Genomic DNA, 24736 nt, shown 5'->3' with positions numbered 1-24736 from the left:
AAACCGCAAAAAAAGGGAGGTGGACTGCGGAACCCCGCAGCCCACCGCCGCACCCTGCCTTAGCCCGCTACGATCTTGTCGACCTTGTCGGCAATGGAATCCATTGCCGCCTTCGGACTGTCGTATTCGCCGGCAAAGAAACGGCCAAGTTCAACAGGGATAGTGTCATTGGCAAGCTCCGCCCATTCCGGCAGATCCGGTTCAGAGCCCATGTGGTTGTCGATGGTGTCGCGCACCACGTCCAGATGCCGGGTGGTGCCCGGGATACCCGGCTTGGCATTGGCTTTCACCCGGGCATCATCGTAGACGCTGGTGCGGGTCGGGCCGGTGCCGCCGCCAAGCGTCGTGATGAAGACCTGGGTGTCCGCCGAAGTGGCCCACTGGGCGAAGAGCCAGGCGGCGTCCTCACTCTTCGAGTACTTCGACACCGCCAGGGAGGAGCCGCCCTGATGGCCAACGCCGGGGATTTCGCCGAAGCCGGTTTGCTCCACCGTGCGAAGCGCATTCGGCGCCGGCGGCACCGCTGCTTCCATGAGCCCGGACACCCGGGATGACTCCGGATTGTCCCAGGAGGGGAAGAACTCACCCCAGCTCAGAACCTGCCCGGCAATACCCTGGCCGACCGACTGACCCTGGCCGTCCCAGGTCCAGGAGGTCACGCCCGGTGGCATGTTCTCCTTCAGCTTCACCCAGTACTCCATGGCCTCAAGGCCGGCATCATCATTGCCGCTGAACTTGCTGTCCGGCCCGAAGATGGACCCGCCATGTCCCCAGAGCCACGCCGTCCAGTCGCATTCGAGACTGTAGTGCCCCGACTTCATTTGGCCGGTGGTGCCGTAGATGTCAGGGCCTTTGGCCTTCTGGATCGCCTGGGCATTGGCCAGGAACTCGTCCATGGTCGTTGCGACCTTCAGGCCCAACTCGTCATAAACATCCTTGCGGTACATGTAGATGAAGATCGGGATGTCATAGGGCACGCCGACCATGGTGTCCTCGTACATCGAGATACCATCGACCAAAGGCACCAGGAAGTCATCGAAGTTGTAGTTCGGCATCGCCAGGGCGCTGTTGGCAGCATACTTCTCACGCGGGTCGATCACGTCACCGGAGAAGCTCGCCATCCAGCTCTGGTCGAGGTAGTAGAGATCATAGGTACCAAGGCCCGAGGCGACGTCCAGTGTCAGCTTCTGCAACACCTGCTCCAGGGGCAGAACCTCGATCTCGACGTTGATCCCCGTGGCTTCCTCGAAGAACGGCTTCAAGTGCTGATTGATCGCGTTTGACGGCGGGGTGGACTCCGTCGCCAGCCGGATGGTTTGTCCGGCAAAGGGTTTCGCGACGTCCTTCAGCCAGGCCATCATGTCGGCATCCGGCACGATCTCAGCCGCCGCTGCGGTGTTGAAGAGGCCTCCGCGGGCGCCGAAGGGTATGCTGGCAGTGAGGCCGAGGGCCCCGGCGCCAAGGCCTAGCTTACTCGCGTCGCGCAGGAAGTTACGTCGGGACAGTTCGCCGCGGACATAGCGGTCCGTGACAGAGGCAAGATACAACTTTCGATCAGAATCTCTCATCGCATTTCCTCCCTTATTGCCGGTCCGAACGGACCGCGTTCTGTTTTGCAGGCGTCGATACTGTTCTCGTAAGTACTGCTTTCTGCTTCACTGTTTCACCGATCCAAGGGTTAAGCCGCGCACCAAGTTCTTTTGCACGAGCAGAATGAAAACGAAGGCGGGCAGCATTGCCGCCGTGCCGAGGGCAGCCATGTTGCCCCAGGCGGTCCCGGTCGAAGTGACAAAGGTCGAGGAGACGACCGGTACGGTCTTCAACCCCGTCTGTGTCAGGGTCAAAGCAAAGAGAAACTCGGTCCAGGAGAAGATGAAACAGAGCACCGCCGTGGCCGCGATTCCGCCCATGGCCATGGGCAGCACCAGCTTGCGAAACACCAGGAAGCGCGAAGCGCCGTCGATTAGGGCGGCTTCATCAATCTCCTTCGGGATGTCGTCGAAGAAACTCTTCAGCAGCAGCACTGCCAAAGGCATGTTCATCAGCGCGTGCACCAGGACCACGCCGCTATAGGTATTGAGCAGACCGAAGTCCTTGTAGATGAAGAACATCGGAATGGCGACGGCGACCGGCGGCATCATCCGGGTCGAAAGGATCCAGAAAACGAAATGATGTTGCCCGCGAAAACGCATGCGCGAGAGAGCATAGGCGGCGAGGGTTGCGATCACGACTGCAAGCGCTGTCGAACAGACGGCGATGATGATCGAGTCCATCAGGCTCGGCGCCATGTAAAAGTCGCCACCGCCGGGCAGGACGGCGATACCTTGCTCGAAACCCAATGAGATCCCGAAAACCTCTTCATAAGACTTCGCGGAAGCCTCGAAATTGAAGATCTTGGGCGGAATGGCGAAGATGTCGCGCCCCAGCTTCAGTGAAACCGTAATCCAGTAGTAGATCGGAAAGGCGAAGAGCAGAACCACCGCCCAAGCGGCAATCGCTCTGAGAAGACGTTGGGCCGGGGTCAGTACCATGACCTACCACCTGACCTTGAAGACGACGACGAAGATGTTCGCCGCGATCAGAATGACGAAGAGGGCCAGCAGGCTGAGAGTGGCGCCATAGCCCCATTTCAGAAAGCTGAAGGTCTGCTCCCAGGCATAGAGGCTGAGGGTATAGGTCGCGGTGCCGGGCCCGCCCGAGGTCATGACGTAGACGTAGTCGAACATGCGAAACAGGTCGATGCCGCGGATCAGCACCGCAATAGCGATGACCTTGCTCATCATCGGCAGGGTGATGCGATAAAAGATCTGCCACGCGGACGCGCCGTCGATCATGGCCGATTCAAAAGGATCGCGGGGCAGGGACCGCAGCCCGGCAATGAAGATCAGCACCATGAAAGGTGTCCACTGCCAGACATCGGCCAGGATTACACCCCAGATCGCCAGTGACGGGGTCGCCAGGATCGGCGTCGCTGGACTGAGCAAACCGAGAGACTGCAAGGTCCAACTGATCAGTCCGAACTGCGAATCCTGCATCAGCAGAAACATCATCCCGGTGATCGCCGGAGGAATGACCAGGGTCAGCGTCATCACCGCGCGCAAGAACCCGAAGCCGCGGTCGTCTGAATCGATCAGCAGGGCAATCGCCATGCCGAGCACCAATTGGATCGTCAGGCAGACGCCGGTGTAGAACAGCGTGACGTAAAAGGCGCTCCACATCCGCGGATCGGCGAAGAGCTGCTGCCAGTTGTCGAAACCCACGGGGACCAAGGCCCGTTTGCGCGGCGCAAACTCGTGAAACGACAAATAGATGTTGTAGAAAAACGGATAGAGCGCGAAGACGACCAGGATGACGATCAGCGGCAGCAGCCAGGGCAGCGGATGGTCGGAGACTATGAAACGCAGGCGCGTCATCGTGAAACGCAGGCGTTTCAGCGCAGAGGTCATCATCCGGCGGTCGCCGCCTGAAGTCTCATCATCGAAGACGCCGGCCGGTCAAACGGCCGCAGCCCTGAAAGCACCACGATCCTCCCCAGCGGCCGGAGTCCCGCGAATAACTGTGGTTTTAGTCTCGCGGCCAGCCTGTTCGTTCTTATGCTCTTAAGGTCGCATAACATTTTTTTTCGTGCAATATCATTTGTTCATGCTAATGCTCACAAGCTGAGAATTCACAAGGCACGACCCATGGCCCGGGCGACCCCCGACATCCTGAAACTTGGCGACGACCCACAGCGGGAGAGCTGGCCCGAACAGTTGGCGGTTCGCATCTGCTGGCATTACTACATGCTGGGCCGCACGCAGCAGGAAATCGCCGAGACGCTGGGAATCAACAGAGTCCGCGTCAACCGGCTGCTGGCCGAGGCCCGCCGCCGCGGCATCGTGCGGGTCACGATCCACTCCAAGCTGGCTGAGAACGTTTCCCTGGAGCAACGCCTGGCGGAAACCTTTGGTCTGAATCTCGTCGAAGTCGTGATTGGCGATGCCGCCGACGAGTCGCAGCTGGCCGAGGTTCTGGGGCGGGCGGCGGCTGGGTCGGTCTCGCCGCTCTACGAAGACGGCATGACCATCGGGATCGCCTGGGGCATTACGCTGAAAGCGCTGGCGCAGGCCACCGAGGAGAAGCCGCTGCAGGATGCCGCCGTCGTCTCCATGCTCGGCTCATTGACCCGGCGCTCCTCCGTCGATGCCTACGAGGCGACCACGGACCTGGCGGCCCGGCTTCACGCCGAGTGCTACTATCTGCCGGGGCCCATCGTCTGCGACAGCGAGGAAAGCCGGAACACCATTCTGCAGCAGCCGATGATGCGTGAGGTTTTCCTGAAAACCCAGTCCGCCGATCTCGGCCTCGCCAGCGTCGGCGGCCTGGATTCCAGCACCATCCGCCTTATGGGTTTCGTCAACGAAGCCGAATTCGAAGAGGTTTCGAAGGCCGGCGCCATCGGCAACTTCCTCGGCTACTATCTCGATGCCCAGGCCGAGATTCTCGACCATCCGATCAATCGACGGGTTCTCGGTTTTCCGCCCAGCGATTTCATCAAGATCCCGCGCCGGGTCATGATTTCCGGTGGCCCCACCAAGGTCCCGGTCCTGCGCGCCCTGATCGAACGTGGCTATTTCACCGATCTGGTGACCGACTCCGATACCGCCCGGGCTCTGCTGGGCGAGGGGTGAGGCGCCTTCAGGGCACGCCCGAGCCATGGTTTGGAGAGGTCGTCGAGCGGATCGTTCGCGGACTTCCCAGCATCCAGGAAAGTGTCAAACCCGCATAGCGCCCAGCCTTCAGCGGCCGCGCCGCCCTCAATTGTTCCTTTGTCCGCCGCATCAGGCCGCGCGACAGGGCCCGGGCGATCTGGCGGCCGGTTTCGGAACGCTTGCCAAGGCCGATGATGCTTTGGGAAATCCGCTGATCCTGGAACAATTCATCACAGCCATATTTTGAGAGGACAGCGCGCTTGAGAATGCGGTCTTCCGCTTCGGAAAGCATTGCACCGCCAAGATCCGAAGCAGCCTCGAAGTCCTGCAGCGCAAGATTCCAGAGCTTCTTACGGGCCATGATGGTGCCGCGCTGCAGGAGCGCCTGCCGTTGATGCTGTGGATTTTTACAATGCCCATCAGGCAGATACTCGGAGAGCTCCAACTCCGCATAACAACGCTGCAGGATCGTTCTGTCCGCTTCCATCCAACGGCTCATCCGCTCATCGGCGCCGAACCGCTGCGATGCCGGACCGCGGTCCCCTTCGTGCTGCCGCTGAAGGAAGACAGCGGCCTCGGTCGAGACCGGCCTTGTGATCCTCGCGAGCCGGATAAGCATGTCGTAATCCTGTGATCGCGGCAGGCTTTCGTCGTAGGGGCCGGCCCGGTCGTAGCAGTCCCGCCAGACCAACATCCCGGGTTGGTGCACGAACATGTCTTCGAGGGTCGCGGTTAGGAAATCCCCGGGCGAACATCGCCGCCAATAGCCTGTGTCGAAAATGCGCCGATCACGGCTTTCCTCATCCACAGCAAATCGGTGGTAGCGACCATAGGCGAAGCCGGCATCGGGTTCGGACCGGATCAGCCCCGTCAAAATAGCCAGGGCCTCGGGCAGGACGATATCGTCATCGTCGACAATCCAGATCAGCGGATGGCTGGCCCTGGAAAGGGCGAGATTGACGCCCGCCGATTTTCCTCGGTTAGGCATTTTGATTACTTCTATGCGGCTCTCAAAGCGACGCAGTGTTTCCGCCGTATGATCCTCAGAGCCGTCGTCGACGACGATAATCTGCGCCGGCGGCAGCGACTGGCCGAGGATTGCCTTTAGGCACTCAGCAACAAGAGGGGCTCTGTTGAACGTCGGTACGATTGCTGTGGTGGAAAGATCGCGGCTAGATCGTTCCATGCGTCATTCAAATCCCGGTGGCCATCGATGCCGATACGAAAGCGCTGGCCTTGAGAAAAGAGTCTCCATGCGGTTTCTCTTATGGTTCCTTCGAAAGCACATTTTGCAGACGTCGACAGCGGTCATTGCTCCAAGCGGAGGGGCAGAACACACACCGGGGTATGGCAGCAAAACACTCCCCGACAAGGAACCCCATCACCTTCGCAAAGACCTACCGCTTCCTACCCAATCGCTGTCCCTCAGGTTGTGACCTCTATGTGTCGCCCGCGATGAGCGGTGGTGTCGAATTGGCTGGGTGATATCTTGAACTGCCGCTGGATGAGAACCAGCGGATGCTCAGTCATAGGCACTCAAGCAGTGGAGCCAAGCGCCTTTGCAAGTGGCTTTTTTCACGAATGCTTTTCCGATGCTTTCGGAACCTTTCATCGCCCTTTCCGCTGCATCGCTGATCGAGCGCGGCCACGACGTCGATGTCTTCGGGTTGTCGAACGTGACGCCCACGGGATTCTCCTCGGACGCCAATGTGCAAGCCCGCCTGCAGAAGCGGTTTCAGAATGCCACGTGGCCAGAGAGTCTCGGTGACAGAGTAAAGGCGATGCCGGCGGCCGCAGCGGCGCTTGCCAAACAACGCGGCGTTGCCTCATTGCCGCTTTGGAAGCCTTTGACATACCGCCGCGGGTGGTCGGACTTGACGGCACTCTATCAGGCACAGGTCTTCGCAAGGCGCGGTAGTTACGACATTCTGCATTGCCAGTTCGCGACCCTTGCCGAGTACGTTCTCAAACACCGCGATGCCGGCCTGCTGAAGGGCCGCCTCGTGGTTCACTTTCGCGGTTACGATATCTCCGAAGTGGTTCAGTCGTTCGGGCCGACGGTTTACGACTATCTCTGGACAAGGGCAGACCGTTTCGTCGCCAATTGTGCGTTCTTCAAGGAGCGCGCCATTGGCCTTGGTTGTCCTGCGGACAAGATTGATGTCGTCGGCTCCGGCATTGATCTTCAGGGCTTTCCTTATCGTCTACCGCTTACGGTGGGCGGCGGCCAGGTGCGCTGCCTGACCGTTGGACGCCTGACACCCCGAAAAGGCATCCACAGGGTGATCGAAGCCCTTCACCACCTCGTTGCGGAAGGCCGGAACCTGCGCCTCGATATCGTGGGCGAGGGCGAACAACGGGAAGAACTGGAGTCCCAGGTGCGAGAATACGGTCTGGAGGATCGGGTGCGCTTCCTCGGCGCCAGGCCGCACAGTGACATCCGGGCACTGCTTGAAAAGAGTCACATCTTTATCGCCGCGTCCATGACCAGTGCCACCGGCGGCACGGACGCGCCCGTCAATACGATCAAGGAAGCCATGGCCATCGGTGTCCCGACCTGCGCGACCAGGCATGGTGGAATCCCCGAGCTCGTGGAAGAGGGGGTCACCGGCGTTCTCGCCCGTGAGGATAATCCCGTCGACCTCGCCGCCGCGCTACAACGCCTGCTGGCCGCCGAGGTGGCGTGGCCGGCGCTGACTCAGCGCGCCCGTCGGCGCGTCGAAAAGAGCTACGGCATCGAAGTCGTCACGGACAGACTGCTCGCGGTTTATGCCCAGGCGCTTGCCGCGGGTGAGAGACAAAGACCGGATACCGCCGTCCCAGCGGCACCACCCGTTTGAGCTCATAGAGTGCGGAGTAACGCCGAGATGTCATCCATCCAGCAACCACCAGGTGCAAAAGCCACCATCGTGGTGACGCCACGAGAACGCTTCGGTGTCGCCGTGGAGTCATTGCGAAGCATCGTGGAGCATACTGAAGAGCCCTATGAGCTGATCTACATAGATGGCGCCAGCCCAAAAAGCATCGCTGCCGAAGTCGAGATAATCTGCGCGGAGAATCACTTCCGTTACCGGCGCTACGAAGACTATCTGATCCCCAATCAGGCCCGGAACCTGGGTCAACGCCAGGCGAAAACCAACTACGTGGTCTTTGTCGACAATGACGTGATCGTGTCGCCGGGTTGGCTGCAGGCCCTGATCGCCTGCGCCGATGAAACCCGCGCAGATGTCGTAGCGCCCTTGACCTGTCAACGCCTGCCTCTTCACGACGAGATTCATCAGGCCGGCGGCGAGTTTGCCGAGAACCTCCAGACTTTTCTGGCGAGTACCCCCGATCAGCGGCGGATCACCGACGTCCATCTCCTCCAGGGCCGGAAGGTCGCCGATGTCAGCCTCCAATGCGGCGAAACGCAGTGCTGTGAGTTCCATTGCGCGCTGGTCCGCCGGGACGCCTTTGCGCGCTTCGGGGCGCTCGACGAAAACCTCCTTGCCACAAAAGAGCACATCGACTTCTGCATGACGGTCTGGACGGGGGGAGGGCGCGTGATGTTCGAACCGACATCGGTCGTCACCTATCTTTTCCCCAGCCGGGACAGGCCGCTGACGCGGGAGGATTGGCCCTATTTCGCTCTGCGCTGGTCACCGGTCTGGCAACAGGAAAGCCTGGATCATTTCCAGAGAAAGTGGTCGCTTTACACCGACCCCTATTTTGAAAAGCGCCGGGGCATGTTGCATTGGCGTCATGCAGAGGGCATCGCCAAACCGGTGCTGCGCCAGATGCCCCTTATCCGGCACAGCTACACCGCGCAGAAAATCGGCGTCGATCTGCTGACGCGGTTGATCGATCTCTGGAGCGCACGGCTCGCCCGTCGGCAATCAAACGGCCTGACCACTGCCGCGCCCCGGAACTGACAGGCTGAGAAATGGCCCGGGCCCGAAAGCTGATCGGCCAGACTCTCTGGGCTTCCCTTGGCCAGTTCTTTCAATTGGTCTTTGGGCTGGTCGGTCTCGTCATCCTTGTACGGATCCTGGGGCCGGAAACCTATGGCGTCTTTGCACTCGGCCTCCTTTTCGCAAACTTCATGGAAGTCTTCGTCGGTAGCCATGCCGCCGACGGAATCGTGCAAAAGGAAGACCTCGGCGAAGGACAGAAGACAGCCATCCATCTGGCGATTGTAGCGGCCGGTCTGGCTACCGCGCTCTGTCTTCTTGTGGTCGGCGGTCTCGCGGCCGGCGTTTTTGAAACGCCGCGACTTGCGAGTATTCTTCCCGCCATGGCGGTTCTGCCGGTTCTGACAGCCGCAACCAGCGTTCCCAATCAGCTTCTGGTTCGCGCGCTGCGGTTTTCTGCGCTCGCCAAGAATGCCGCCGCAGCCCGTGTAATCGCGCTCTGCGTCGGGATTGTCCTGGCCCTCAACGGCTATGGAATCTGGAGCCTGTTTTGGATGGAGGTGAGCCGTCGGACAACGCTGCTGGTGCTAAGTCACGTCGCCGCGGGCTGGCTGCCGGGCCGGCGTTTCTCGCGCCAGGGCTTCGCTGAACTGGCGCGCTTCGGCATTCGACGCATTGAAAACAGCGGATTGCGCTACCTCTCCGTCGAGGCACTGCCGCGCGGCTTCATCGGATATTTCCTCGGCACTGAAGCCCTGGGATACTTCGCGGTCGCGCGCCGTTTTCTCGGACAACTGAACGGCTTGCTGACGGGACCGGTATCGGCTGTCAGCTTCCCGGCTGCGTCACGCCTGCGGTCCGACCCCGAGGCCTTGGAGAAGCTGATCACATCGGTGATCCGCATTTCCACCTGGACCTTTTGGCCGGCCTTGCTCGGCGCCGTCATCATTGCCCCTCTGCTGTTCCCGATCATGCTCGGCGCGGGTTGGGAACCCACCGCAGTGGTGATGCAGATTCTTGCCCTGGCGGCACTGCGCGCGCCTGTCACCGGGTTTTCGACATCGATCCTCACGGCCTTCGGTGCCCTGGGCGACATCAGTCGCATGCATATCATGGCCATCGCCATCGGGGTGACAGCCTGCCTCATCGGCCTTCCGTTTGGCCTGTTCGGTATCGCCGCGGCGCTGGCGTTGCGCCAGTGGCTTCAGTGGCCGATCTCCGCTTTCTATGTTCACAGGCAGACGGGCTTCCCGCCGCTTCGGCAGTTGTCTGTTCTGTTCCACGCGGCTGTGCCGGCGCTGGCAATGGCAGCCCTCCTGATCGCATTGCAGGCATGGTTCAACCGGATACTGCCGGCGGCGACACAGCTTGTGATCCTGATACCCGCAGGTGTCATCATCTATCTGCTGGCGTGGTATCTCTGGAACGCCGCCGCGCGGAGGAGCGCCCTTGCCACGGTGGCCGGGTTGCTGCAGGGCGACCGTGAGGCAGCGGCACGGTCATTCAAGGCGGTCCTGGCGGCCTAGCGCCAGGCTGACCCATCACCAAGCGAGCAAATGCGTGATCCAGCCGCCGATGTAGAGCCCAAGGCCAAAGACGGCGTGAGTGACCAGACTGCGTCGCCTCGCAACACCAGGCTCCGGTGTGCGGCAGGCGGCGACACCGGCGCCCATGCCGGGCTGCATCACCAAGAAAGGCGCCGCCACGCTGCCAAGGCCCACCATCAGCGCGGGGCCAAGTGTCGGCTCATCAAGCCAATCGGTGCCCCAAATCGCAAGGAGGAGCGCGGCGAAGGCGATACCGATCAGATAGTGGGCGGTCCAGCCGATCAGGCGCTCACCCGGCAACGGAGGCGAAGCGTTGATGGGGTCGTGGAAGAACCGCCCTCGAAAGACGTATCCCAACCAACGACCCACCAGACCGTAGTCAAGCGAGGGGCTGTTCAGCAGCCTGAGCCTGGCAAATGCCCAGAGGTCCATGAACCCCGTTGCAATGCCCCCCACCAAAGCACTGAAAAGCAGATAACCCAGTATGTCAGGCATCGCTGCCACCCGCCGCAGAGGCCGATCCCGCGGACGCCCGCGCCGTCACCAGCCAGCAGGCCGATGTGAAATGAACCTCCGTTCCCCTGACGTAAGAGTCGAAAGCCGCCCGGGCCGTCTCGATGACCCGGGCGCGGTCGTCGATGTCGGCCTCTTGCAGCAAGCCACCAAGCGGACCCATCCGCGTTATCAAGAGAATCAGATCTTTTTCCGGCAGACGGCAGGGCAGGTCGACCGAACGCACTTCGACCCGGTCCCAACCGCTCGGCGCCAAGACGTTGCGGATATGGGGCTCTTCCGCGAAGGCAAACTGCCCCGGCGCGCCAGGCTGACGGGGTGGGAGATCAGGCAAGAGCGCGGCTGTCGCCCGCTCCGCCGCCGTCATGAAGGGATTCTCCGCCGGAGAACGCCAGGCGACAAAGGACAGTGTTGCATCTTCCCTGGCGGCCCGCCGCAGGTTCGCAAAGGCGCCGGGCGGGTCGTCAAAGAACATCACGCCGATCCGCGAGATAATCGCGTCGAAGCCGGCAGGATCAAAGATGTGCCGCTGCGCATCCGCACAGACGAAGGCTGCGCTTGAGTTCTGTTGCCGGGCGCGGGACTGCGCCGCCGCGATCATGGGCTCTGAGATATCGATCCCGATGCAGCGCTGCCGCCTGCCCAGTATCTGCGCGGCAGCCAGCGTCGTGCTGCCGGTCCCGCAGCCAACGTCCAGCAGTCTGTCAGGCATCCCTGCCTGCACCCCCTCCATAAGCAGATCCTCAAGCGGCTTGAACACCTGATCGAGCAGGCTCTGTAGTTCGACCCAGACCTGGCCTTTGGGGCCGTTCCACAATCTGCCTTGCGGGCTACCGACCTCTTGCTTGTCGTCCATGACAGTCTCCTTCAGCTTGCAATTCAGAAGAGCTGACCGCAGACTGCCACTTCAAGTCGACTTGAGGTCAAGGGCATGAAAGAGCTTGATATTGCAGAAGTGGCGAAGCGCGCCGCAGTGCCGGCTTCGACCCTCAGATATTATGAGGAGAGGGGCCTGATCACCTCGGTCGGCCGGCGCGGCCTGCGCCGCCTGTTCGATCCGGACGTGCTGGAACGCTTGGCATTGATTGCGCTGGGCCGCGCCTCCGGATTCTCGCTGGGGGAGATCGCCGCCATGTTCGCGCCAGACGGGCAGCCGCAGATCGACCGGCAGCTGCTCACGGAAAAAGCGGATGAACTGGATCAGGCGATCCGCAAGCTCGGCGCCCTGCGTGACAGTCTGCGCCACGCGGCTGCCTGTCCGGCCCCCAGTCATATGGAATGCCCGACCTTCCGCCGACTGCTGAAGGCTGCTGCTTCGGGCGCAATCAAGGGTACCGTCATTTCGCCGGCGCGAAGGGAGCTAAAGCCGTCCAGTCAGCGAAAGAAAATGAAACGGATCGCAGGAACCTAGATCGGGCTCTTGCCCTTACGACCGGTAAAGATCTTTGCTCAAGTAATAATAGGCGCTGTCGTAGACCGCGCCGCGCCAGGTCCAATTGGCCTCGACCACCTTCTCGCGGACAAATCCGACCTTCTCGAGCGTTCGCGATGAAGCCTCATTGCGCAGGGTGACACCGGCTTCGATCCTGACCGTGTCGGTTTCATCGAAAACCCACGCCGTCACGGCGGCCAAAGCCTCGGTCGCAAAACCCTGCCGTTGCTCACGGTGATCGACGAAATACCCGACGCGGCAAACGTGGTCTTTCACGTCCGAATACTCCGCTTCGAAACAAAGATCGAAGAGTCCAATCGCTTTGCCGCCTTTTCTTATCACCCAGACCAGATTCAGGGGGTTTTCCAGGCTTGGTGCAAGCCAGGCCCGAACCTCTTCGGAGCTGTCGGCTGCATGCTGAAAGTCCTCGATGCTCTCGCGTTCTCTGGCAATCTGAAAGACATCTTCCAGATCGTCGGCCGTCAGCGGATCCAGAGTCAGCCTTCTTGCACTGAGTTTCGTGGCGACTGCCATAAGGTTCCGCTTCAGTCCTGGTGTCATTTGTCTGTAGACCGGCTGTGCCGGTAACGGCTCAAGACGGTCTCACAGAACAGTTTTTGAGCCCGCTCGCCGTAGTTGGGTGATCACTCCAAAACACCCGAAAACAGGCGCTTTCTGTTCATTACCCTTCAAGCTGGTTCACGTCTAGCCCGCATTGGGCATTGGCCGGAGTTGTGTTTCCTCATTGACCGGGCGATGGCCGCCGTTCTGCGACCTTCGTAGGATATTCGCTGATCCAGGCTACGCCTAGACTTGCAGCATGGGACGGTTCTATCGACGGCAACTGGGCCTTTGCTGGCTTGCTCTAGCGGTTCTGACGGCGGCGCTTTCCCTGGGCGGGAGCGCCAGGGCCTTGGAGCAGGATGCGCTGGCGGCCCTTATCATGCCGCCTTTTTCTCTGGGCGAAGCGGTGAACGAAGAGGGAGTCTGGACACTGCTGAATTCCGGTGGTGCGGCGGCTGGCTACGTCTTTGAGACCCAACCGCTTGCGCCTCTCCCCGGATTCTCGGGGGCGCCGATCAATGCGCTGGTCATGCTTGATCTGGAAGGGCGCTTCTTGAATGTGCGTCTGATTGAACACAACGAACCGATTTTCGTCTCGGGGCTCGGTCAGGCACCGTTTCACAAGTTTTTTGAGCAGTACCGCGGCCACTCGATCTCCTCGACCCTCGTGGTGGGTGTGCCTTATGGCAAAGGTGACGGGGCATCTTCCCTGGTCTATCTCGATGGCGTCACCAAGGCGACGGCCAGCGTGCGGATCGCACATGAAAGCATCCTGGCAGCAACCCTCGCGGTCGCGCGCGAGAAGATGCAGGGCCTTGCCGGTGGACCGCCGGCGCATCCCAACCGCGACTATGACGAAGACCTCGTTTGGACCGACCTGGTCGAGCAAGGCCTGGCGACACGGCACCTGGTTACCAATGCGGAAGTTCAGCAGGCTTTCCAAGGCACACTCTGGGAAGACGACGACCCGGAGGCCCTGGAAGACCTGGAGGGAGCCTATCTCGATCTCTGGATTGTCGACTTGGGGCCCAAGGCCATCGCGCGGGCGGTTCTCGCCGAAGACACTTTCGACGAGCTGCAGGAATTCCTGACGATCTCCGAAAACGACGAGCCCATTCTTGTGATCGATGCCGGCCGTCACGGCCTTGTATCGGAAGATTTTGTGCGCAACACCAGTCCGGACTGGCTGTCGGCCGAACAGGACGGCCTGCCGGTGGCCCTGCGTGATGCCGATCTCTTTGTCGAACTCCAGGCCGGCGTTCCGGAGGGGGTCGCCATGATCCTGCGCACCGACCGTCGCCTCGGCTTCGACCCGACCCGGGATTGGACCTTGAATGTGCTGGCGGTCCGCGAGCACGGCTCGTTTCAGCCGCAGACGAGCACGGTGACGCTTTCTGCAGTCCACAGCACCGATGAGCGCTTTTTCCTGCGCCCGGGCGCGATCGAGCGGATACCGCCCTGGCTGGAAGCGGTGCGCAACAGGGCCGCCGATCTGATGGTCGTCACGGTTTTCCTGCTGGCGCTGGTCGCCCTGCTTGGCCTGAGGATGAACACCCTGGCGGGCATGAGAAGCTTCACCGCCGTTCGGCTCGCCATCCTGGCCTTTGTCACCGGCTTCATCGGATGGTGGGGGCAAGGTCAACTCTCGATCGTCACCGTGCTGGGCGTTCTGCGTACGCTCTTCGACGGCGGCAGCTTCGCCTTCCTGCTTTTCGATCCTTTCTCGCTGGTCATCTGGGGAGTGGTGATCATCAGTTTCGTGCTTTGGGGCCGCGGCCTGTTTTGCGGTTGGCTCTGCCCCTTCGGGGCTTTGCAGGAATTCACTCACCACATCGGCATCCGGCTCGGCCTGCGTCAGATCGAGCCGAGTGCGAAGTGGGACAAGCGCCTAAAGCGTGTGAAGTATGTTCTTTTGGCGGGACTTGTGGCCTCAGTCTTCTTGGCACCTTCGATGATCGACACCTTCGCTGAGGTGGAACCCTTCAAGACCGCGATCACCGTCTATTTCCTGCGCGAGTGGTACTATGTCGCCTATGCTGCGGCTTGGCTGGTGCTGGGTCTCTTCCTGTTCAAAGGTTTCTGCCGATATGTCTGCCCCCTTGGGGCAGTAATGGCCATCGGGGGCTGGCTGCGGGGCCGCGACTGGATCGCCAGGCGTGAGGAATGCGGCAGCCCCTGTCAGCTCTGCAAGGTGCGTTGCAAGTACGGCGCCATCGCCGAGACCGGGAAGATCGACTACACAGAATGCTTTCAGTGTCTCGACTGCGTGCAGATCTATGACGATCAAACTCAGTGCGTGCCGCTGGTCCTGGCCAGCCGTAAGCGGAGCGCGGCATGACCGGATCGGGTTTCTCGCGCCGGCGGTTTCTGGCCATTACCGCGACACTGGGACTGGCGGCCGGGCCGGCAGCCGCTCAACCGACCACACGTTGGCGCGGTCTCGCCCTGGGGGCGGAGGCCGAGATAACCCTGTTAGGCCCGAAGCGGGCGGCCGGCTTGGCACTTCGGGCCGCCAAGCAGAGTCTGCGGGACCTGGAACGCCTCTTCAGCCTCTATGACCCAGAGTCGGATCTTGTGCGCCTGAACCGCAGCGGCAGGCTCGACGCACCGGCGGCCGATTTTGTCGCTCTCCTGCGGTTGGCCGACGAGATCCACAGCGCCACCGACGGCCTGTTCGACCCGACGATTCAGCCGTTGTGGCGGGCGCTGGCCGATCGCGCGGGCGGGGCGGCGGTAGCGGCGGCACTCTCCCGCATCGGATGGTCCGGCCTGACCTTCGACGACCGTTCCGTCGCTTTTCGCCATCCCGGAATGGCCATGACCTTCAATGGCATCGCCCAGGGTTTTGCGACGGACCGGGTGAGCAACCTGCTCCGCGGTTTTGGGTTTTCCGAAACCTTGGTCAACATCGGCGAGTTCCGGGCCGGAGACGGCGGCTGGCAGATTGGCGTTGCCGACCCTGCCTTTGGTCTGGTTGCCAAGCGGCGCCTGGAACGCGGGGCTCTTGCCACTTCCAGCCCTTCGGCATTGCTTTTCGGAGAAGAGGGGCCTGGCCACATTCTAAATCCACGCCGGCCGCGGCAGACAGCGCCTTGGTCCACGGTAAGCGTCGAGGCGAAGACCGCCGCAGAGGCCGATGGATATTCGACCGCCTTCACGCTGCTCGATGCAGCGGCGATAAGGTCAGTCTTTCAATCAACGCCGGCCTTGCGGCGGATTGTTCTTGTTGGCCGCGACGGCACCGTTACCGACATGACGTGAAGCGGGGAGTCTTCACCACTTGGCCGGTGTGAATGAAAGGCCGTAGTCCTGGAAAACCTGTTGCAGGCGCCCGTTTTCCACTACCGCCCGGATAGCGTCATCCACAGCGTATGACAAAGGACGGTAGGCATGGTGCACCGCCACCCCCAGAGTCCATTCGCTGGTTGAGAAACCCAGCAGAGGCGGCATGTGAAGGTCGAGCGCCGACGTCAGACCGTACTCCAGTTGCGATTTCGCCCCCATCACCGCCTTCACCTCGCCAGCCGCAAGCGCAGCCATGGCCTCCTGCGGCGTGCTGTAGCGCCGGATGTTCGCCTGCATCTGGCCCTGGGCAAAGCTGGAAAGATAGAAGTCGGCGATGGTGTCGTTCTCGACGCCAACCGTGTCGAAGCGAAAGTAGGCGGGGACGGGCGGGTCTTCCGGGTAGGCATCCCGACGATAGGCGATCGCGATCTTTTCGTTGAAGTACTGGCCGTTGAGGACCACCAGTTCATTGCGGCAGGCGAGATCGGAGTTGTACGGCACATGCAGCATCACATTGCTGACCCGCCCGCCGATCAGCGGCCCTTTCCAGACATAGTTGCGCAGATCAGCATCGACGGTCTCTGACGCGGCGACGAAATTGAAACGCGCTTCAACGCCCAGGTCCTCGGCGATCATCCGCCCCAGTTCGACATCAACACCGCGTGCCTTTCCACCCTCTTCCCAGGAATAGGGCGGGAATTCCTCATACACCGCAAACTCAATGAAACCACGGTCCAGGATCTGGTCAAGATCCTTGCCGACGATGTCACGGCCTGTGTTCTGCGGCTTCGGGCCCGGCGTGTAGTTCTCGCAGCGTGCGTAGGCGCTTGCTGCCGAGGTTAGAAAGATCAGCGCCGCGGCACCGATTTGAAGGGCGGTCCTGCGCATTTACTGCGCGGCGGACAGGCCGATGGTCAGTGTATCTGCCGCGATCTTGAGGCTTTCCGCCGACCCGTCGAGTAACCGGGCGGCCCGAAAAGCAACGCTGTCGGCAATCGGCGCACCGGAGCCGGTGGTAACCTCAGCGGCGATCGTCGAGAGCTCCTCGCGCACCGCATCGACAGCATCGGGGTCCGGGTCGGATGATGCCGCCCAGCCTTGCAGTTCATCGCGGATTTCCTTCAGGCGTGGACTGAAGTCATCGAGAGCACCCTCGTCCGGCCGTGTCTCCAGGTAAGTGCGAATTGCCCAGGCCGCCTTTTGTCCGAGCAGATCGCCGAAGGCCGGCATCTTCGTGATGCCGTTCTGGGTATAGCCGCTGCGAAAGCGCTCGACATACCACTCGTCGCCGTACTCCTCCGCCTCAAGGAAGCGCAGGTCCGGCGCCAGGCCGCCGGAAATCGCTTCCAAGCCATGGCAGCGGGCGCAGTTCTGGTTATAACCGGAAGCGCCGATGTCGACGGCTGTCTGCCAGACGGCCTCGTCGACACCGCGATAGGGGTTCTCGGTCAGCCATTCCTCACCGACGTCAGGCAGCGCCTCCGTGTTTACCGGCTGAGGGGCCACGTCGCCATGAGCATGGACCAGCGTGGCGGTGGCCAGGGTCGCGAGCCCGAGAAATATGCCGCGGCACCAGTGCCTGGAAGGCGTCGAAAGCATGTTTTTTGTTCCCTGAGCATTCTTGTCTTTCCGGATTCCTAGCATAGCCGCCGCAGCGCGACATATTGGACTTTCGGTTTATGCCGTTTCGTGTGTTGTACGATCGTCCTATACGATGGCGGGCGCGCTGCTGATAACGTCGCGGTGTCATGGGAGGAAATCAATGATAAGGGCGTTAAGCCTCTCTGCGGTTTTGATGTTTGTCGCGGCAGTGACCATAGCGTCTACAGCTCTGGCGCAGGTCGAGGTTCGCATTGCCTTCGTTGAGCAGCAAATCGATCCGCCACCGACACTCTCCAACCTCGACCCCCTGCCGGATGACCTCGGTCGGGCCGGTGCCGAACTCGGTCTTGAAGACAATGCCACGACCGGCCGCTTCCTCGGCCATAACTATGCCCTGACGGTCCACAGCGCTGGCAGCGGCGAAGACTTTCTTGTGGCGGCACGGCAAGCATTGAGTGAAACCACTCTGCTGGTCGTTAAAGCACCGGCGGAGGCCCTACTGGCGCTTGCTGATCTGCCGGAGGCGGCCGATGCCTTGATCTTCAACACCTCGGAACAAGCGACCCGGCTGCGTGCGGCCGACTGCCGCGCGAACCTTCTTCACAGCATCACCAGCTACGCCATGCGCGCCGATGCGCTGGCCCAGTTCATGTCCAAGAAGCGCTGGACGGACTGGGCGTTGATCGAAGGCGTGCATCCGGATGATGCGGCCTTCGCGGAGGCGCTGCGGGCTTCGGCGGGCAAGTTTGGACTGCGCATCGCCGATGAAAAGGCTTGGGTCTTCGACGCCGATATGCGCCGCAATGCGGCTCAGGAGGTGCCGCTCTTTACCCAGGCACTGGAGGATTATGACGTCCTGGTCGTTGCAGACGAGCTCGGTGATTTTGGGCGCTATCTGCTTTACAACACTTGGGAGCCACGGCCTGTCGCCGGTTCCGAGGGGGTGGCGCCGCGCGCCTGGTCCGGTGTCGTAGAGCAGTGGGGGGCGGCGCAGTTGCAAAGCCGTTTTGCAGATCTGGCCGGGCGCAGGATGTTGTCGAAAGACTATGCCGCCTGGGCGGCGCTGCGCAGCATCGGTGAAGCGGTGACCCGCACCGGTTCGGCAGATCCGGCGGTGCTGCGTGCCTACATCCTTTCCGATGCTTTCGAGCTGGCCGGATTCAAGGGTCGCCCCATGAGTTATCGCGGTTGGAACGGCCAACTGCGTCAGCCCGTGCCGCTGGTTCACCCCCGGGCACTGGTTGCTTTGGCGCCGCTGGAGGGTTTCCTCCATCAGCGCAGCGAACTGGATACCCTGGGTCTTGATGAACCGGAATCCGCTTGCCGGGCCTTTTAGGAGTAAAGCTGATGAGAAGTCTTGCCCTGGTTCTGATGTCGCTTGCTTTTGTCGCGCCCGTCTCCGCCGCAGAGATCTGGGTCAGCAACGAAAAGGACGATACGATCAGTGTCATCGACGTCGAGACCCTGGAAGTCGTCCGTACCATTCCCACAGGGGAAAGGCCGCGCGGAATAACCTTTTCCAAGGACTACAGCCGGCTCTATATCTGCGCGTCGGACAGCGATACGGTGCAAGTGATGGACCCGGAGACAGGTGAGATCCTTCACAATCTGCCCTCGGGTGAGGATCCGGAGCAGTTCGTTCTGCACCCCAACGACCGCCACCTTTACATCGCCAATGAGGATGATGCGATCACGACTGTGGTGGATACAGAAACCCGCAAGGTGATCGCCCAGATTGATGTCGGGATCGAGCCGGAGGGAATGGCCGTCTCGCCGGACGGCAAGATCGTTATCACGACCTCTGAGACAACGAACATGGCCCACTGGATCGACACGGAGAGCCAGTCGATCTTCGCCAACTCCCTGGTCGACTCCCGTCCGCGTCATGCCGAGTTCACCAAGGGCGGCAGCGAACTCTGGGTCAGCTCGGAAATCGGCGGCACGGTTACGGTGTTCAAGGTGGAAGACCAGGCCGAGGTCGCCAAGATCCGCTTTGAAGTGCAAGGCGTGCATGCCGACAGGGTGCAGCCGGTCGGCTTTGAATTCACGGAAGACGAAAAGCGGGTTTTCATTGCCTTGGGACCGTCGAACCACGTTGCCGTGGTCAATGCGGAGACCTACGAGGTCGAAGACTACATTCTGGTAGGCCGCAGGGTCTGGCATATGGATTTCTCGCCGGACAAGACCCTACTTTTCACCACCAACGGCGTTTCAGGCGATGTTACCGTGATCGATGTCGCGGCACTGGAAGCCATAAAAACCATAAAAGTCGGTCGCTTTCCCTGGGGCGCGGCCGCAAGACCATGAGGGAGGAAGTGATATGAGAGGATTTCTGGTGGCGCTGGCCATGGTGGTTGCCTTGCCGTTTGCCGCGCAGGCAGATCAGCATGGCGGTGAAGGCAACCGCTTCGGCCTCGCGGGCCTGCTGTCCGGCTCCAACAAGGCGGATCTGCCGAGCCTTACACTGGCCGCCGGCGAGCCCATCGCGGCAGCGCCGCTGATGCTGAAATCCGGCACTTACTACGAGATTGAGATCGAAGCCGATGGCTCCGCCGAACTGGCCTTGGCCGGACCGGAGTTCTTCCGGGCGATCTGGATCGACGAAATCGTTATCGAAGGTCTGGAGATACGCCCACTCGGTCTCGACAGCGTGGAGTTCGACGAAGCCGGCACCATGGAGATCGGCTTTGTCGCCATCAAGCCGGGCCGCTACGAGCTGAAAATTCCCGGCTCAACGGGCGAGAACCAGAGGGTGGAAATCGTCATTCAGTGACCGAAAGCGCAGCCGGCGGGCTGGCGCTATCGGGGGTCAGTTACGCCTATGGAAGCAAAACCGCGCTCGACGATGTCAGTTTCAGCGTGGATCGGGGACGTTTCTGTGCGCTGTTAGGCCCAAACGGGGCGGGCAAATCGACGCTCTTTGCCCTCATGACCCGGCTTTTCGTCGGCCGCAGCGGCAGCATCAGGATCGCCGGTATCGATCTAGCGGCAAATCCCCGGTCTGCTCTGGCCCGGATCGGTGTGGTGTTTCAACAGCCGACGCTGGACCTGGAACTCACGGTGCAGCGCAACCTTACCTACTTTGCCGCGCTGCACGGCCTCACCGGGCAGGACGCCGCGCGGCGAATCGACGCCGCGCTTCAGCGCCTTGACATGGGTGAACGCGCTAAGGAACGGGTGCGGGAGCTGAATGGCGGCCACCGGCGGCGCACCGAAATTGCCCGGATGCTGATTCACGACCCGGAGGTCGTGCTTCTGGACGAGCCGACGGTCGGTCTCGACGCGGCGAGCCGCAAGGCGATCACCGACCATGTCCACCGGCTGTGCCGCGACGACGGGCTGACCGTGCTCTGGGCGACCCATTTGGTCGATGAAGTGGAGGCGGGAGACCAGCTTGTCGTGCTGCATCAGGGGCGGGTACTGGCGGATGCCGGCGCCGGCGAGGTGGCAGGCGACCGACCGCTCGCCGAGGCGTTCCTGGCCATGACCGCGGCAACACCGGCATGAGCGCCTACCTGATCAGCCTGCTCGCGATCCTGGAACGCGAAACCTTGCGCTTTATTGGTCAGCGCGGCCGCTTCGTCGCCGCTCTGGTGCGCCCACTGGTCTGGTTGCTGGTGTTCGCCGCCGGATTTCGCGCCGCCCTCGGCCTTTCGATTACGCCGCCCTACGAGACTTACATCACCTACGAGGTCTACATCGTGCCGGGGCTTTGCGGCATGATCCAGCTCTTCAACGGCATGCAGACGTCACTCAGCCTGGTCTACGACCGCGAGATGGGTTCCATGCGCCTGATCTTGACCAGCCCGCTGCCGCGCTGGTGGCTCTTGTTGTCGAAGCTCATGGCCGGTGTGGCGATCTCGATCTTTCAGGTCTATGCCTTTCTCGCAATTGCCGCAGTCTTCGGCATCGTGCTGCCTTGGGAGGGCTATCTGCTGGTTCTGCCGGCGCTGGTCATAAGCGGCCTGACGCTCGGGGCGCTCGGCCTCGCGCTTTCCTCGATCATCCGCCAGCTTGAGAACTTTGCCGGGGTGATGAACTTTGTCATCTTCCCGATGTTCTTTCTCTCCTCCGCCCTCTATCCGCTCTGGAGGATGGCTGAGAGTTCGGAATTGCTCCATGACATCTGCGCCGTGAACCCCTTTACTCACGCAGTGGAACTGATCCGCTTTGCCCTCTACGGGCAGGTGAATTTCATGGCACTTTTCTGGACTGCGCTGGCGCTGGCGGTCTTCATGGCCCTGGCGCTCTGGGGCTACGACCCGTCCCGCGGCTTCATGCGACGAAAAGGTTAGATCCCGGAAGTCGCCAGGATCGGTCCAGTCTGCTATGGTTCGCCACCCAAATGGAGCCGGGAACCATGCGAAAGCTGCTTTTTCTGGGATGTCTTCTGGTTTTGCCGGGCGTTGCGGGAGCCGATGACGGCGGCACCCTTAATCCCGAAGAACTATCCTTGAACAGCGTCATGCAGAAGGCCATTCGCGGAGAGGTCGATATGATGACCTGTGCCCAGGGCTACTTCATCACCAAGTCCGGCCGTCACGCGCTGGCGCGGCAGCTTTTCGAACGCTGTGCGGAGGCCGGCTACACCGGCGCCATGACCTGGATGTCTCAGTTGGACGATAACGGTCTTGGCGGGCCGGAAGACCCGGTAGCAGCCGCCGAATGGGATCGTAGGGCGGCTGATGCCGGTGATGCGGTCGGGCAGTTCAACTACGGCCTCGACCTCCTGCGCGGGCGCGGCGTCGATCAGGATATCGCGCTGGGCCGGGCCTATGTGGACCGGGCTGCGGCGGCCGGGCTGAAGGTCGCCAGACGGCTGCAGGCTTCGGACTATGACCTGGACGAGGTCACACCCGATGCCGACAATTGGAAGTACCAGCTTCTTTTTTAACCGTCAGGCGCGAAGACTGCCGGCCTTCCTTCCAAACGCACGATGCGGTCCGCGAGGCGTTCGGCCTCCGGCAACGCATGGGTGACAAAGACGGTCGCGACGCTGCGGGCGGCGAGAAGCCGCTCTGTCAGTGCCAGCATTTCCTCTGCCTGTGCGGCATCCAGCGAAACGAAGGGTTCATCCATCAGCAGCAGGTCGGGCCCGGCAGCAAAGGCGCGCGCAAGCCCCAGACGGCGTTGCTGGCCCAGGGAAAGCTGCGGCGGGAAGCGGTCGCCGAGGCCTTCCAAGCCGACCTCCGCAAGCGCGGCGTCCGCTTGTCCCGAGCTGGCACCGGTGGTGAGGCAGATGTTGTCGCGGGCCGTACGCCAGGGCAGCAAGGTCGGTTCCTGAAAGACCATTGCAATGCGCTCGGGCCGGCTGACCGTACCTTCGAAGTCCGGATCGAGCCCGGCGATGATGCGCAACAGGGTCGTCTTGCCGATACCCGAAGGTCCGGTGACGGCGAGGGTCTGATTCTCCTGAAGCTCAAAAGCGATAGAACCCAGGACGCTGATGCCGTGGTAGTGCTTGCCGTTGATGGCGACGGCGATCATGCGCGCCGCCAGCGTGTTGCCCGCGCTTCCCAGGGCTGCAGTACGAAGGACTCGATGGCCAGCATGACGGCGATGAAGCTGATCGCATAAGCAAGGATCATGGCGACGTCGAAAAGCTGGAAGTAGAGGTGTATCTGAAAGCCGATACCATTGGCTCGGCCGAGAAACTCCACGACCAGCACGATCTTCCAGATCAATGAGATTCCGGAGCGCCCGGCGGAGGCGATAAAGGGCGCGAGTTGCGGTGCCACCACGTGCCGCAGATGGGCGCCTCGGCCCATTCGAAAAATCTTGGCCATGTCCTCCAACTGGTTGTCGAGGGCCCGTGCACCTTCGCGGATGGTGACCACGACAGTGGGGATCTTGTTGATGGCGACAGCCAGAATGGCGGCGGCTTCTGTCAAGCCGATCCAGAGGTAACAAAGAACGATGGTCACCAGAGCCGGCAGGTTCAGGAATACAACCAGCCAAGGATCAAGCCAGTGGTCGGCGCGGCGGCTGCGCCCCATAAGGAGGCCGATGGCGAGGCCGATGGACATCGCCAGGACAAAGGCGAGCGCAACCCGCACCAGAGTGGCGCCCAGGTGACGCGGCAATTCGCCGGACAGAGTTTCACTGACGATAAGCGGAGCGACCTGCCAGGGTGCCGGCAGCACCTCGGCGTCGTTGCCGAGGACCGCGAGAACCGACCAGCCTGCCAGCAGCCCGGCCAGCGATAGAAGGGGAATCCAAGGCTGGCGCCTGTCAGCTTCCGGTTTTGACAAAGAGTCCCTCGGGAAGATCGTTCGCCAAGCCCACCAGGTCGCTGCCGCCCAGGCGTGACATCAAAGCCAGCAGCGCCGCAGCCGAATCCTCATCCACCGGGCCAGGCGCCGGAATGCCGGCGCGAAAGCCGGCTTTTAGCGCTTTGAACTGTTCAGCCGATTTTGCTTTCATGCGTGGCCGCAGGCGATCCCACTCCGCGTCGTTCTGCGCCAGCAGGTCCTTCGCACTGCGGGAAGCCGTGGCCAGGCCGTTGACCAGATCCGGCTGGCGGCGCAACATCTCGCCCTTCACCACATATCCCAACAACGGCGTTTCGGGATTCAGGCCCAGCGTTTTCGCGGCCTCTGCTACTGAGATCAGGCGGCGCATGCCGGCCGCTTCCATCTTGGCCATGAAATGCCAATAGTTGATAGCGCCATCCAGACCGCCGTCCAGAGCAGTCTTGAAGATCAGCGGCGGGGCGCCGAAAACCTGCTCGGTTTCCGCGACCAGGTCGACGCCGTAAGCCTGCTCTGCAAAGGCGCGCAGGATGATCCAGCTCTTGTCCAGAGGACCACCAGCGACGCCGATCTTCTGCCCCCTGAGGTCAGCTAGTGTCTTGGCCGGGCTGTCGGCCGGTACCACGATGCCGCCGATCGCTTTGGAGTAGGGAATAAAGACATAGTCTTTACCCGCCGCCCTTTGCCGGGCCACCCAGATCCAATCGGAAACGATTACGTCGGCCTCGCCGCCTTGAAAGGCGACCTTGGCGGCTGCCCCGCCGGCGACACCCTGTATATCCAGGTTAAACCCGTTCTGCCTGTCGAAACCGTGGTGTGCGATGGTGTCGAGTTCCCAGTTCACGGTGCCGAACTTCAGAACCGAAATGCGGAGGGTCGGCGTTTCGGCGACAGCGGCGCCGGCAGCAGGCGAGAGCGCCAAGACCGCAGCCACAAGCCATCCGAGGCATTTCATTTCCCA

The 24736-nt window shown here is 61.6% G+C and carries 25 protein-coding genes; 13 read left to right on the top strand and 12 right to left on the bottom strand.

Annotation, left to right across the window (positions count from 1 at the left end; genetic code table 11):
• Positions 1–59: 59 nt before the first annotated feature.
• The 3 genes from ACP146_RS11420 to ACP146_RS11410 all read right to left on the bottom strand — a co-directional run bounded on the left by ACP146_RS11420 (position 60) and on the right by ACP146_RS11410 (position 3449).
• Positions 60–1568, bottom strand: coding sequence for an ABC transporter substrate-binding protein (locus tag ACP146_RS11420; protein ID WP_422366882.1), 1509 nt, complete (start codon positions 1566–1568; stop codon positions 60–62).
• Positions 1569–1655: 87 nt separating this feature from the next.
• Positions 1656–2531 carry a carbohydrate ABC transporter permease gene (locus ACP146_RS11415; protein ID WP_422366881.1) on the bottom strand — a complete coding sequence of 292 codons (876 nt, stop codon included), beginning with the start codon at positions 2529–2531 and terminating at the stop codon, positions 1656–1658.
• Positions 2532–2534: 3 nt separating this feature from the next.
• The gene (locus ACP146_RS11410; protein ID WP_422366880.1) at positions 2535–3449 is read right to left on the bottom strand and encodes a carbohydrate ABC transporter permease; all 915 of its coding nucleotides are present in this window, start codon (positions 3447–3449) and stop codon (positions 2535–2537) included.
• 234 nt (positions 3450–3683) lie between these two features.
• Here ACP146_RS11410 and ACP146_RS11405 point away from each other — a divergent pair, with 234 nt between their 5' ends.
• Positions 3684–4670 (top strand): sugar-binding transcriptional regulator, encoded by a 987-nt coding sequence (locus tag ACP146_RS11405; protein ID WP_422366879.1) that lies wholly within the window; start codon positions 3684–3686, stop codon positions 4668–4670.
• Positions 4671–4677: 7 nt separating this feature from the next.
• Here ACP146_RS11405 and ACP146_RS11400 read toward each other — a convergent pair whose 3' ends face one another.
• Positions 4678–5877, bottom strand: a complete 1200-nt coding sequence (locus ACP146_RS11400) for a glycosyltransferase family 2 protein (RefSeq protein WP_422366878.1) — start codon at positions 5875–5877, stop codon at positions 4678–4680.
• 406 nt (positions 5878–6283) lie between these two features.
• On the opposite strand from ACP146_RS11400, the gene ACP146_RS11395 reads away from it, so the two are divergent.
• Genes ACP146_RS11395 through ACP146_RS11385 form a run of 3 tightly spaced genes read left to right on the top strand, consistent with a single transcriptional unit; the run spans position 6284 to position 10107 of the window.
• A complete protein-coding gene (locus tag ACP146_RS11395; RefSeq protein ID WP_422366877.1) occupies positions 6284–7531 on the top strand; it encodes a glycosyltransferase in 1248 nt (415 codons plus the stop codon).
• A 27-nt stretch (positions 7532–7558) separates the two neighbouring features.
• Positions 7559–8602, top strand: a complete 1044-nt coding sequence (locus ACP146_RS11390) for a glycosyltransferase family 2 protein (protein WP_422366876.1) — start codon at positions 7559–7561, stop codon at positions 8600–8602.
• Between the two features lie 11 nt (positions 8603–8613).
• Positions 8614–10107, top strand: a complete 1494-nt coding sequence (locus ACP146_RS11385; RefSeq protein WP_422366875.1) for an oligosaccharide flippase family protein — start codon at positions 8614–8616, stop codon at positions 10105–10107.
• A 15-nt stretch (positions 10108–10122) separates the two neighbouring features.
• Here the strand turns inward: ACP146_RS11385 and ACP146_RS11380 are convergent, their stop codons facing one another.
• Both ACP146_RS11380 and ACP146_RS11375 read right to left on the bottom strand, forming a co-directional pair.
• Complete coding sequence (locus ACP146_RS11380; protein WP_422366874.1) at positions 10123–10623, bottom strand: DUF2938 domain-containing protein; 501 nt, start codon at positions 10621–10623, stop codon at positions 10123–10125.
• Positions 10616–11497: a class I SAM-dependent methyltransferase gene (locus ACP146_RS11375; protein ID WP_422366873.1), complete on the bottom strand. Its 882-nt coding sequence runs from the start codon at positions 11495–11497 to the stop codon at positions 10616–10618. Before ACP146_RS11375 ends, ACP146_RS11380 begins: the two co-directional genes overlap by 8 nt.
• A gap of 75 nt (positions 11498–11572) precedes the next feature.
• Here ACP146_RS11375 and ACP146_RS11370 point away from each other — a divergent pair, with 75 nt between their 5' ends.
• Positions 11573–12052 carry a helix-turn-helix domain-containing protein gene (locus ACP146_RS11370; RefSeq protein WP_422366872.1) on the top strand — a complete coding sequence of 160 codons (480 nt, stop codon included), beginning with the start codon at positions 11573–11575 and terminating at the stop codon, positions 12050–12052.
• A gap of 15 nt (positions 12053–12067) precedes the next feature.
• Here the strand turns inward: ACP146_RS11370 and ACP146_RS11365 are convergent, their stop codons facing one another.
• Positions 12068–12607, bottom strand: coding sequence for a GNAT family N-acetyltransferase (locus ACP146_RS11365; protein WP_422366871.1), 540 nt, complete (start codon positions 12605–12607; stop codon positions 12068–12070).
• A gap of 286 nt (positions 12608–12893) precedes the next feature.
• Here ACP146_RS11365 and ACP146_RS11360 point away from each other — a divergent pair, with 286 nt between their 5' ends.
• Positions 12894–14975: a 4Fe-4S binding protein gene (locus ACP146_RS11360; protein ID WP_422366870.1), complete on the top strand. Its 2082-nt coding sequence runs from the start codon at positions 12894–12896 to the stop codon at positions 14973–14975.
• Entirely contained in the window at positions 14972–15898 is a 927-nt protein-coding gene (locus tag ACP146_RS11355) for an FAD:protein FMN transferase (protein ID WP_422366869.1), read from the top strand. Before ACP146_RS11360 ends, ACP146_RS11355 begins: the two co-directional genes overlap by 4 nt.
• Before the next feature lie 12 nt (positions 15899–15910).
• On the opposite strand, the gene ACP146_RS11350 is transcribed toward ACP146_RS11355, so the two are convergent.
• Together ACP146_RS11350 and pedF are read right to left on the bottom strand one after the other, a co-directional pair.
• Positions 15911–16810, bottom strand: a complete 900-nt coding sequence (locus ACP146_RS11350) for a substrate-binding periplasmic protein (RefSeq protein WP_422366868.1) — start codon at positions 16808–16810, stop codon at positions 15911–15913.
• Entirely contained in the window at positions 16811–17521 is a 711-nt protein-coding gene (gene pedF / locus ACP146_RS11345) for a cytochrome c-550 PedF (RefSeq protein WP_422366867.1), read from the bottom strand. It abuts the gene before it with no gap.
• 163 nt (positions 17522–17684) lie between these two features.
• Here pedF and ACP146_RS11340 point away from each other — a divergent pair, with 163 nt between their 5' ends.
• The 6 genes from ACP146_RS11340 (at position 17685) to ACP146_RS11315 (ending at position 22418) form a co-directional block, all read left to right on the top strand.
• Complete coding sequence (locus ACP146_RS11340) at positions 17685–18860, top strand: ABC transporter substrate-binding protein (RefSeq protein WP_422366866.1); 1176 nt, start codon at positions 17685–17687, stop codon at positions 18858–18860.
• 11 nt (positions 18861–18871) lie between these two features.
• Entirely contained in the window at positions 18872–19831 is a 960-nt protein-coding gene (locus tag ACP146_RS11335; RefSeq protein WP_422366865.1) for a YVTN family beta-propeller repeat protein, read from the top strand.
• Between the two features lie 13 nt (positions 19832–19844).
• Positions 19845–20297 (top strand): hypothetical protein, encoded by a 453-nt coding sequence (locus ACP146_RS11330; RefSeq protein WP_422366864.1) that lies wholly within the window; start codon positions 19845–19847, stop codon positions 20295–20297.
• The gene (locus ACP146_RS11325; protein WP_422366863.1) at positions 20294–21031 is read left to right on the top strand and encodes an ABC transporter ATP-binding protein; all 738 of its coding nucleotides are present in this window, start codon (positions 20294–20296) and stop codon (positions 21029–21031) included. Before ACP146_RS11330 ends, ACP146_RS11325 begins: the two co-directional genes overlap by 4 nt.
• Positions 21028–21819 carry an ABC transporter permease gene (locus ACP146_RS11320; RefSeq protein ID WP_422366862.1) on the top strand — a complete coding sequence of 264 codons (792 nt, stop codon included), beginning with the start codon at positions 21028–21030 and terminating at the stop codon, positions 21817–21819. The genes ACP146_RS11325 and ACP146_RS11320 overlap by 4 nt, the downstream gene beginning before the upstream one ends.
• 65 nt (positions 21820–21884) lie before the next feature.
• Positions 21885–22418 carry a tetratricopeptide repeat protein gene (locus ACP146_RS11315; RefSeq protein ID WP_422366861.1) on the top strand — a complete coding sequence of 178 codons (534 nt, stop codon included), beginning with the start codon at positions 21885–21887 and terminating at the stop codon, positions 22416–22418.
• Here the strand turns inward: ACP146_RS11315 and ACP146_RS11310 are convergent.
• From ACP146_RS11310 to ACP146_RS11300, 3 genes are read right to left on the bottom strand one after another with little or no spacing between them, the layout of a single operon-like run.
• Positions 22415–23011, bottom strand: coding sequence for an ABC transporter ATP-binding protein (locus ACP146_RS11310; RefSeq protein ID WP_422366860.1), 597 nt, complete (start codon positions 23009–23011; stop codon positions 22415–22417). The genes ACP146_RS11315 and ACP146_RS11310 overlap by 4 nt on opposite strands.
• Positions 23008–23775, bottom strand: coding sequence for an ABC transporter permease (locus ACP146_RS11305; protein ID WP_422366859.1), 768 nt, complete (start codon positions 23773–23775; stop codon positions 23008–23010). The genes ACP146_RS11310 and ACP146_RS11305 overlap by 4 nt, the downstream gene beginning before the upstream one ends.
• Complete coding sequence (locus ACP146_RS11300) at positions 23756–24730, bottom strand: ABC transporter substrate-binding protein (protein WP_422366858.1); 975 nt, start codon at positions 24728–24730, stop codon at positions 23756–23758. Before ACP146_RS11300 ends, ACP146_RS11305 begins: the two co-directional genes overlap by 20 nt.
• Between the last annotated feature and the right edge of the window lie 6 nt (positions 24731–24736).

The sequence above is a fragment of the Pelagibius sp. genome (assembly GCF_965249265.1).
Lineage (GTDB): Bacteria > Pseudomonadota > Alphaproteobacteria > Kiloniellales > Kiloniellaceae > Pelagibius.
The sequence above is the reverse complement of the archived record's forward strand: the minus strand, read 5'-3'. Positions and strand labels throughout refer to the sequence as shown.

Excerpts from the sequence above, each read along its gene's own strand:
- ACP146_RS11300 (WP_422366858.1), bottom strand. The coding sequence starts at position 24,730 with ATGAAATGCCTCGGATGGCTTGTGGCTGCGGTCTTGGCGCTCTCGCCT.
- ACP146_RS11340 (WP_422366866.1), top strand. The coding sequence starts at position 17,685 with ATGATAAGGGCGTTAAGCCTCTCTGCGGTTTTGATGTTTGTCGCGGCA.
- ACP146_RS11370 (WP_422366872.1), top strand. The coding sequence starts at position 11,573 with ATGAAAGAGCTTGATATTGCAGAAGTGGCGAAGCGCGCCGCAGTGCCG.
- ACP146_RS11380 (WP_422366874.1), bottom strand. The coding sequence starts at position 10,623 with ATGCCTGACATACTGGGTTATCTGCTTTTCAGTGCTTTGGTGGGGGGC.
- ACP146_RS11335 (WP_422366865.1), top strand. The coding sequence starts at position 18,872 with ATGAGAAGTCTTGCCCTGGTTCTGATGTCGCTTGCTTTTGTCGCGCCC.
- ACP146_RS11410 (WP_422366880.1), bottom strand. The coding sequence starts at position 3,449 with ATGATGACCTCTGCGCTGAAACGCCTGCGTTTCACGATGACGCGCCTG.
- ACP146_RS11310 (WP_422366860.1), bottom strand. The coding sequence starts at position 23,011 with ATGATCGCCGTCGCCATCAACGGCAAGCACTACCACGGCATCAGCGTC.
- ACP146_RS11400 (WP_422366878.1), bottom strand. The coding sequence starts at position 5,877 with ATGGAACGATCTAGCCGCGATCTTTCCACCACAGCAATCGTACCGACG.
- ACP146_RS11350 (WP_422366868.1), bottom strand. The coding sequence starts at position 16,810 with ATGCGCAGGACCGCCCTTCAAATCGGTGCCGCGGCGCTGATCTTTCTA.
- ACP146_RS11390 (WP_422366876.1), top strand. The coding sequence starts at position 7,559 with ATGTCATCCATCCAGCAACCACCAGGTGCAAAAGCCACCATCGTGGTG.
- ACP146_RS11375 (WP_422366873.1), bottom strand. The coding sequence starts at position 11,497 with ATGGACGACAAGCAAGAGGTCGGTAGCCCGCAAGGCAGATTGTGGAAC.
- ACP146_RS11365 (WP_422366871.1), bottom strand. The coding sequence starts at position 12,607 with ATGGCAGTCGCCACGAAACTCAGTGCAAGAAGGCTGACTCTGGATCCG.
- ACP146_RS11420 (WP_422366882.1), bottom strand. The coding sequence starts at position 1,568 with ATGAGAGATTCTGATCGAAAGTTGTATCTTGCCTCTGTCACGGACCGC.
- ACP146_RS11405 (WP_422366879.1), top strand. The coding sequence starts at position 3,684 with ATGGCCCGGGCGACCCCCGACATCCTGAAACTTGGCGACGACCCACAG.
- ACP146_RS11315 (WP_422366861.1), top strand. The coding sequence starts at position 21,885 with ATGCGAAAGCTGCTTTTTCTGGGATGTCTTCTGGTTTTGCCGGGCGTT.
- ACP146_RS11360 (WP_422366870.1), top strand. The coding sequence starts at position 12,894 with ATGGGACGGTTCTATCGACGGCAACTGGGCCTTTGCTGGCTTGCTCTA.
- ACP146_RS11395 (WP_422366877.1), top strand. The coding sequence starts at position 6,284 with ATGCTTTCGGAACCTTTCATCGCCCTTTCCGCTGCATCGCTGATCGAG.
- ACP146_RS11385 (WP_422366875.1), top strand. The coding sequence starts at position 8,614 with ATGGCCCGGGCCCGAAAGCTGATCGGCCAGACTCTCTGGGCTTCCCTT.
- ACP146_RS11355 (WP_422366869.1), top strand. The coding sequence starts at position 14,972 with ATGACCGGATCGGGTTTCTCGCGCCGGCGGTTTCTGGCCATTACCGCG.
- ACP146_RS11320 (WP_422366862.1), top strand. The coding sequence starts at position 21,028 with ATGAGCGCCTACCTGATCAGCCTGCTCGCGATCCTGGAACGCGAAACC.
- ACP146_RS11330 (WP_422366864.1), top strand. The coding sequence starts at position 19,845 with ATGAGAGGATTTCTGGTGGCGCTGGCCATGGTGGTTGCCTTGCCGTTT.
- pedF (WP_422366867.1), bottom strand. The coding sequence starts at position 17,521 with ATGCTTTCGACGCCTTCCAGGCACTGGTGCCGCGGCATATTTCTCGGG.
- ACP146_RS11415 (WP_422366881.1), bottom strand. The coding sequence starts at position 2,531 with ATGGTACTGACCCCGGCCCAACGTCTTCTCAGAGCGATTGCCGCTTGG.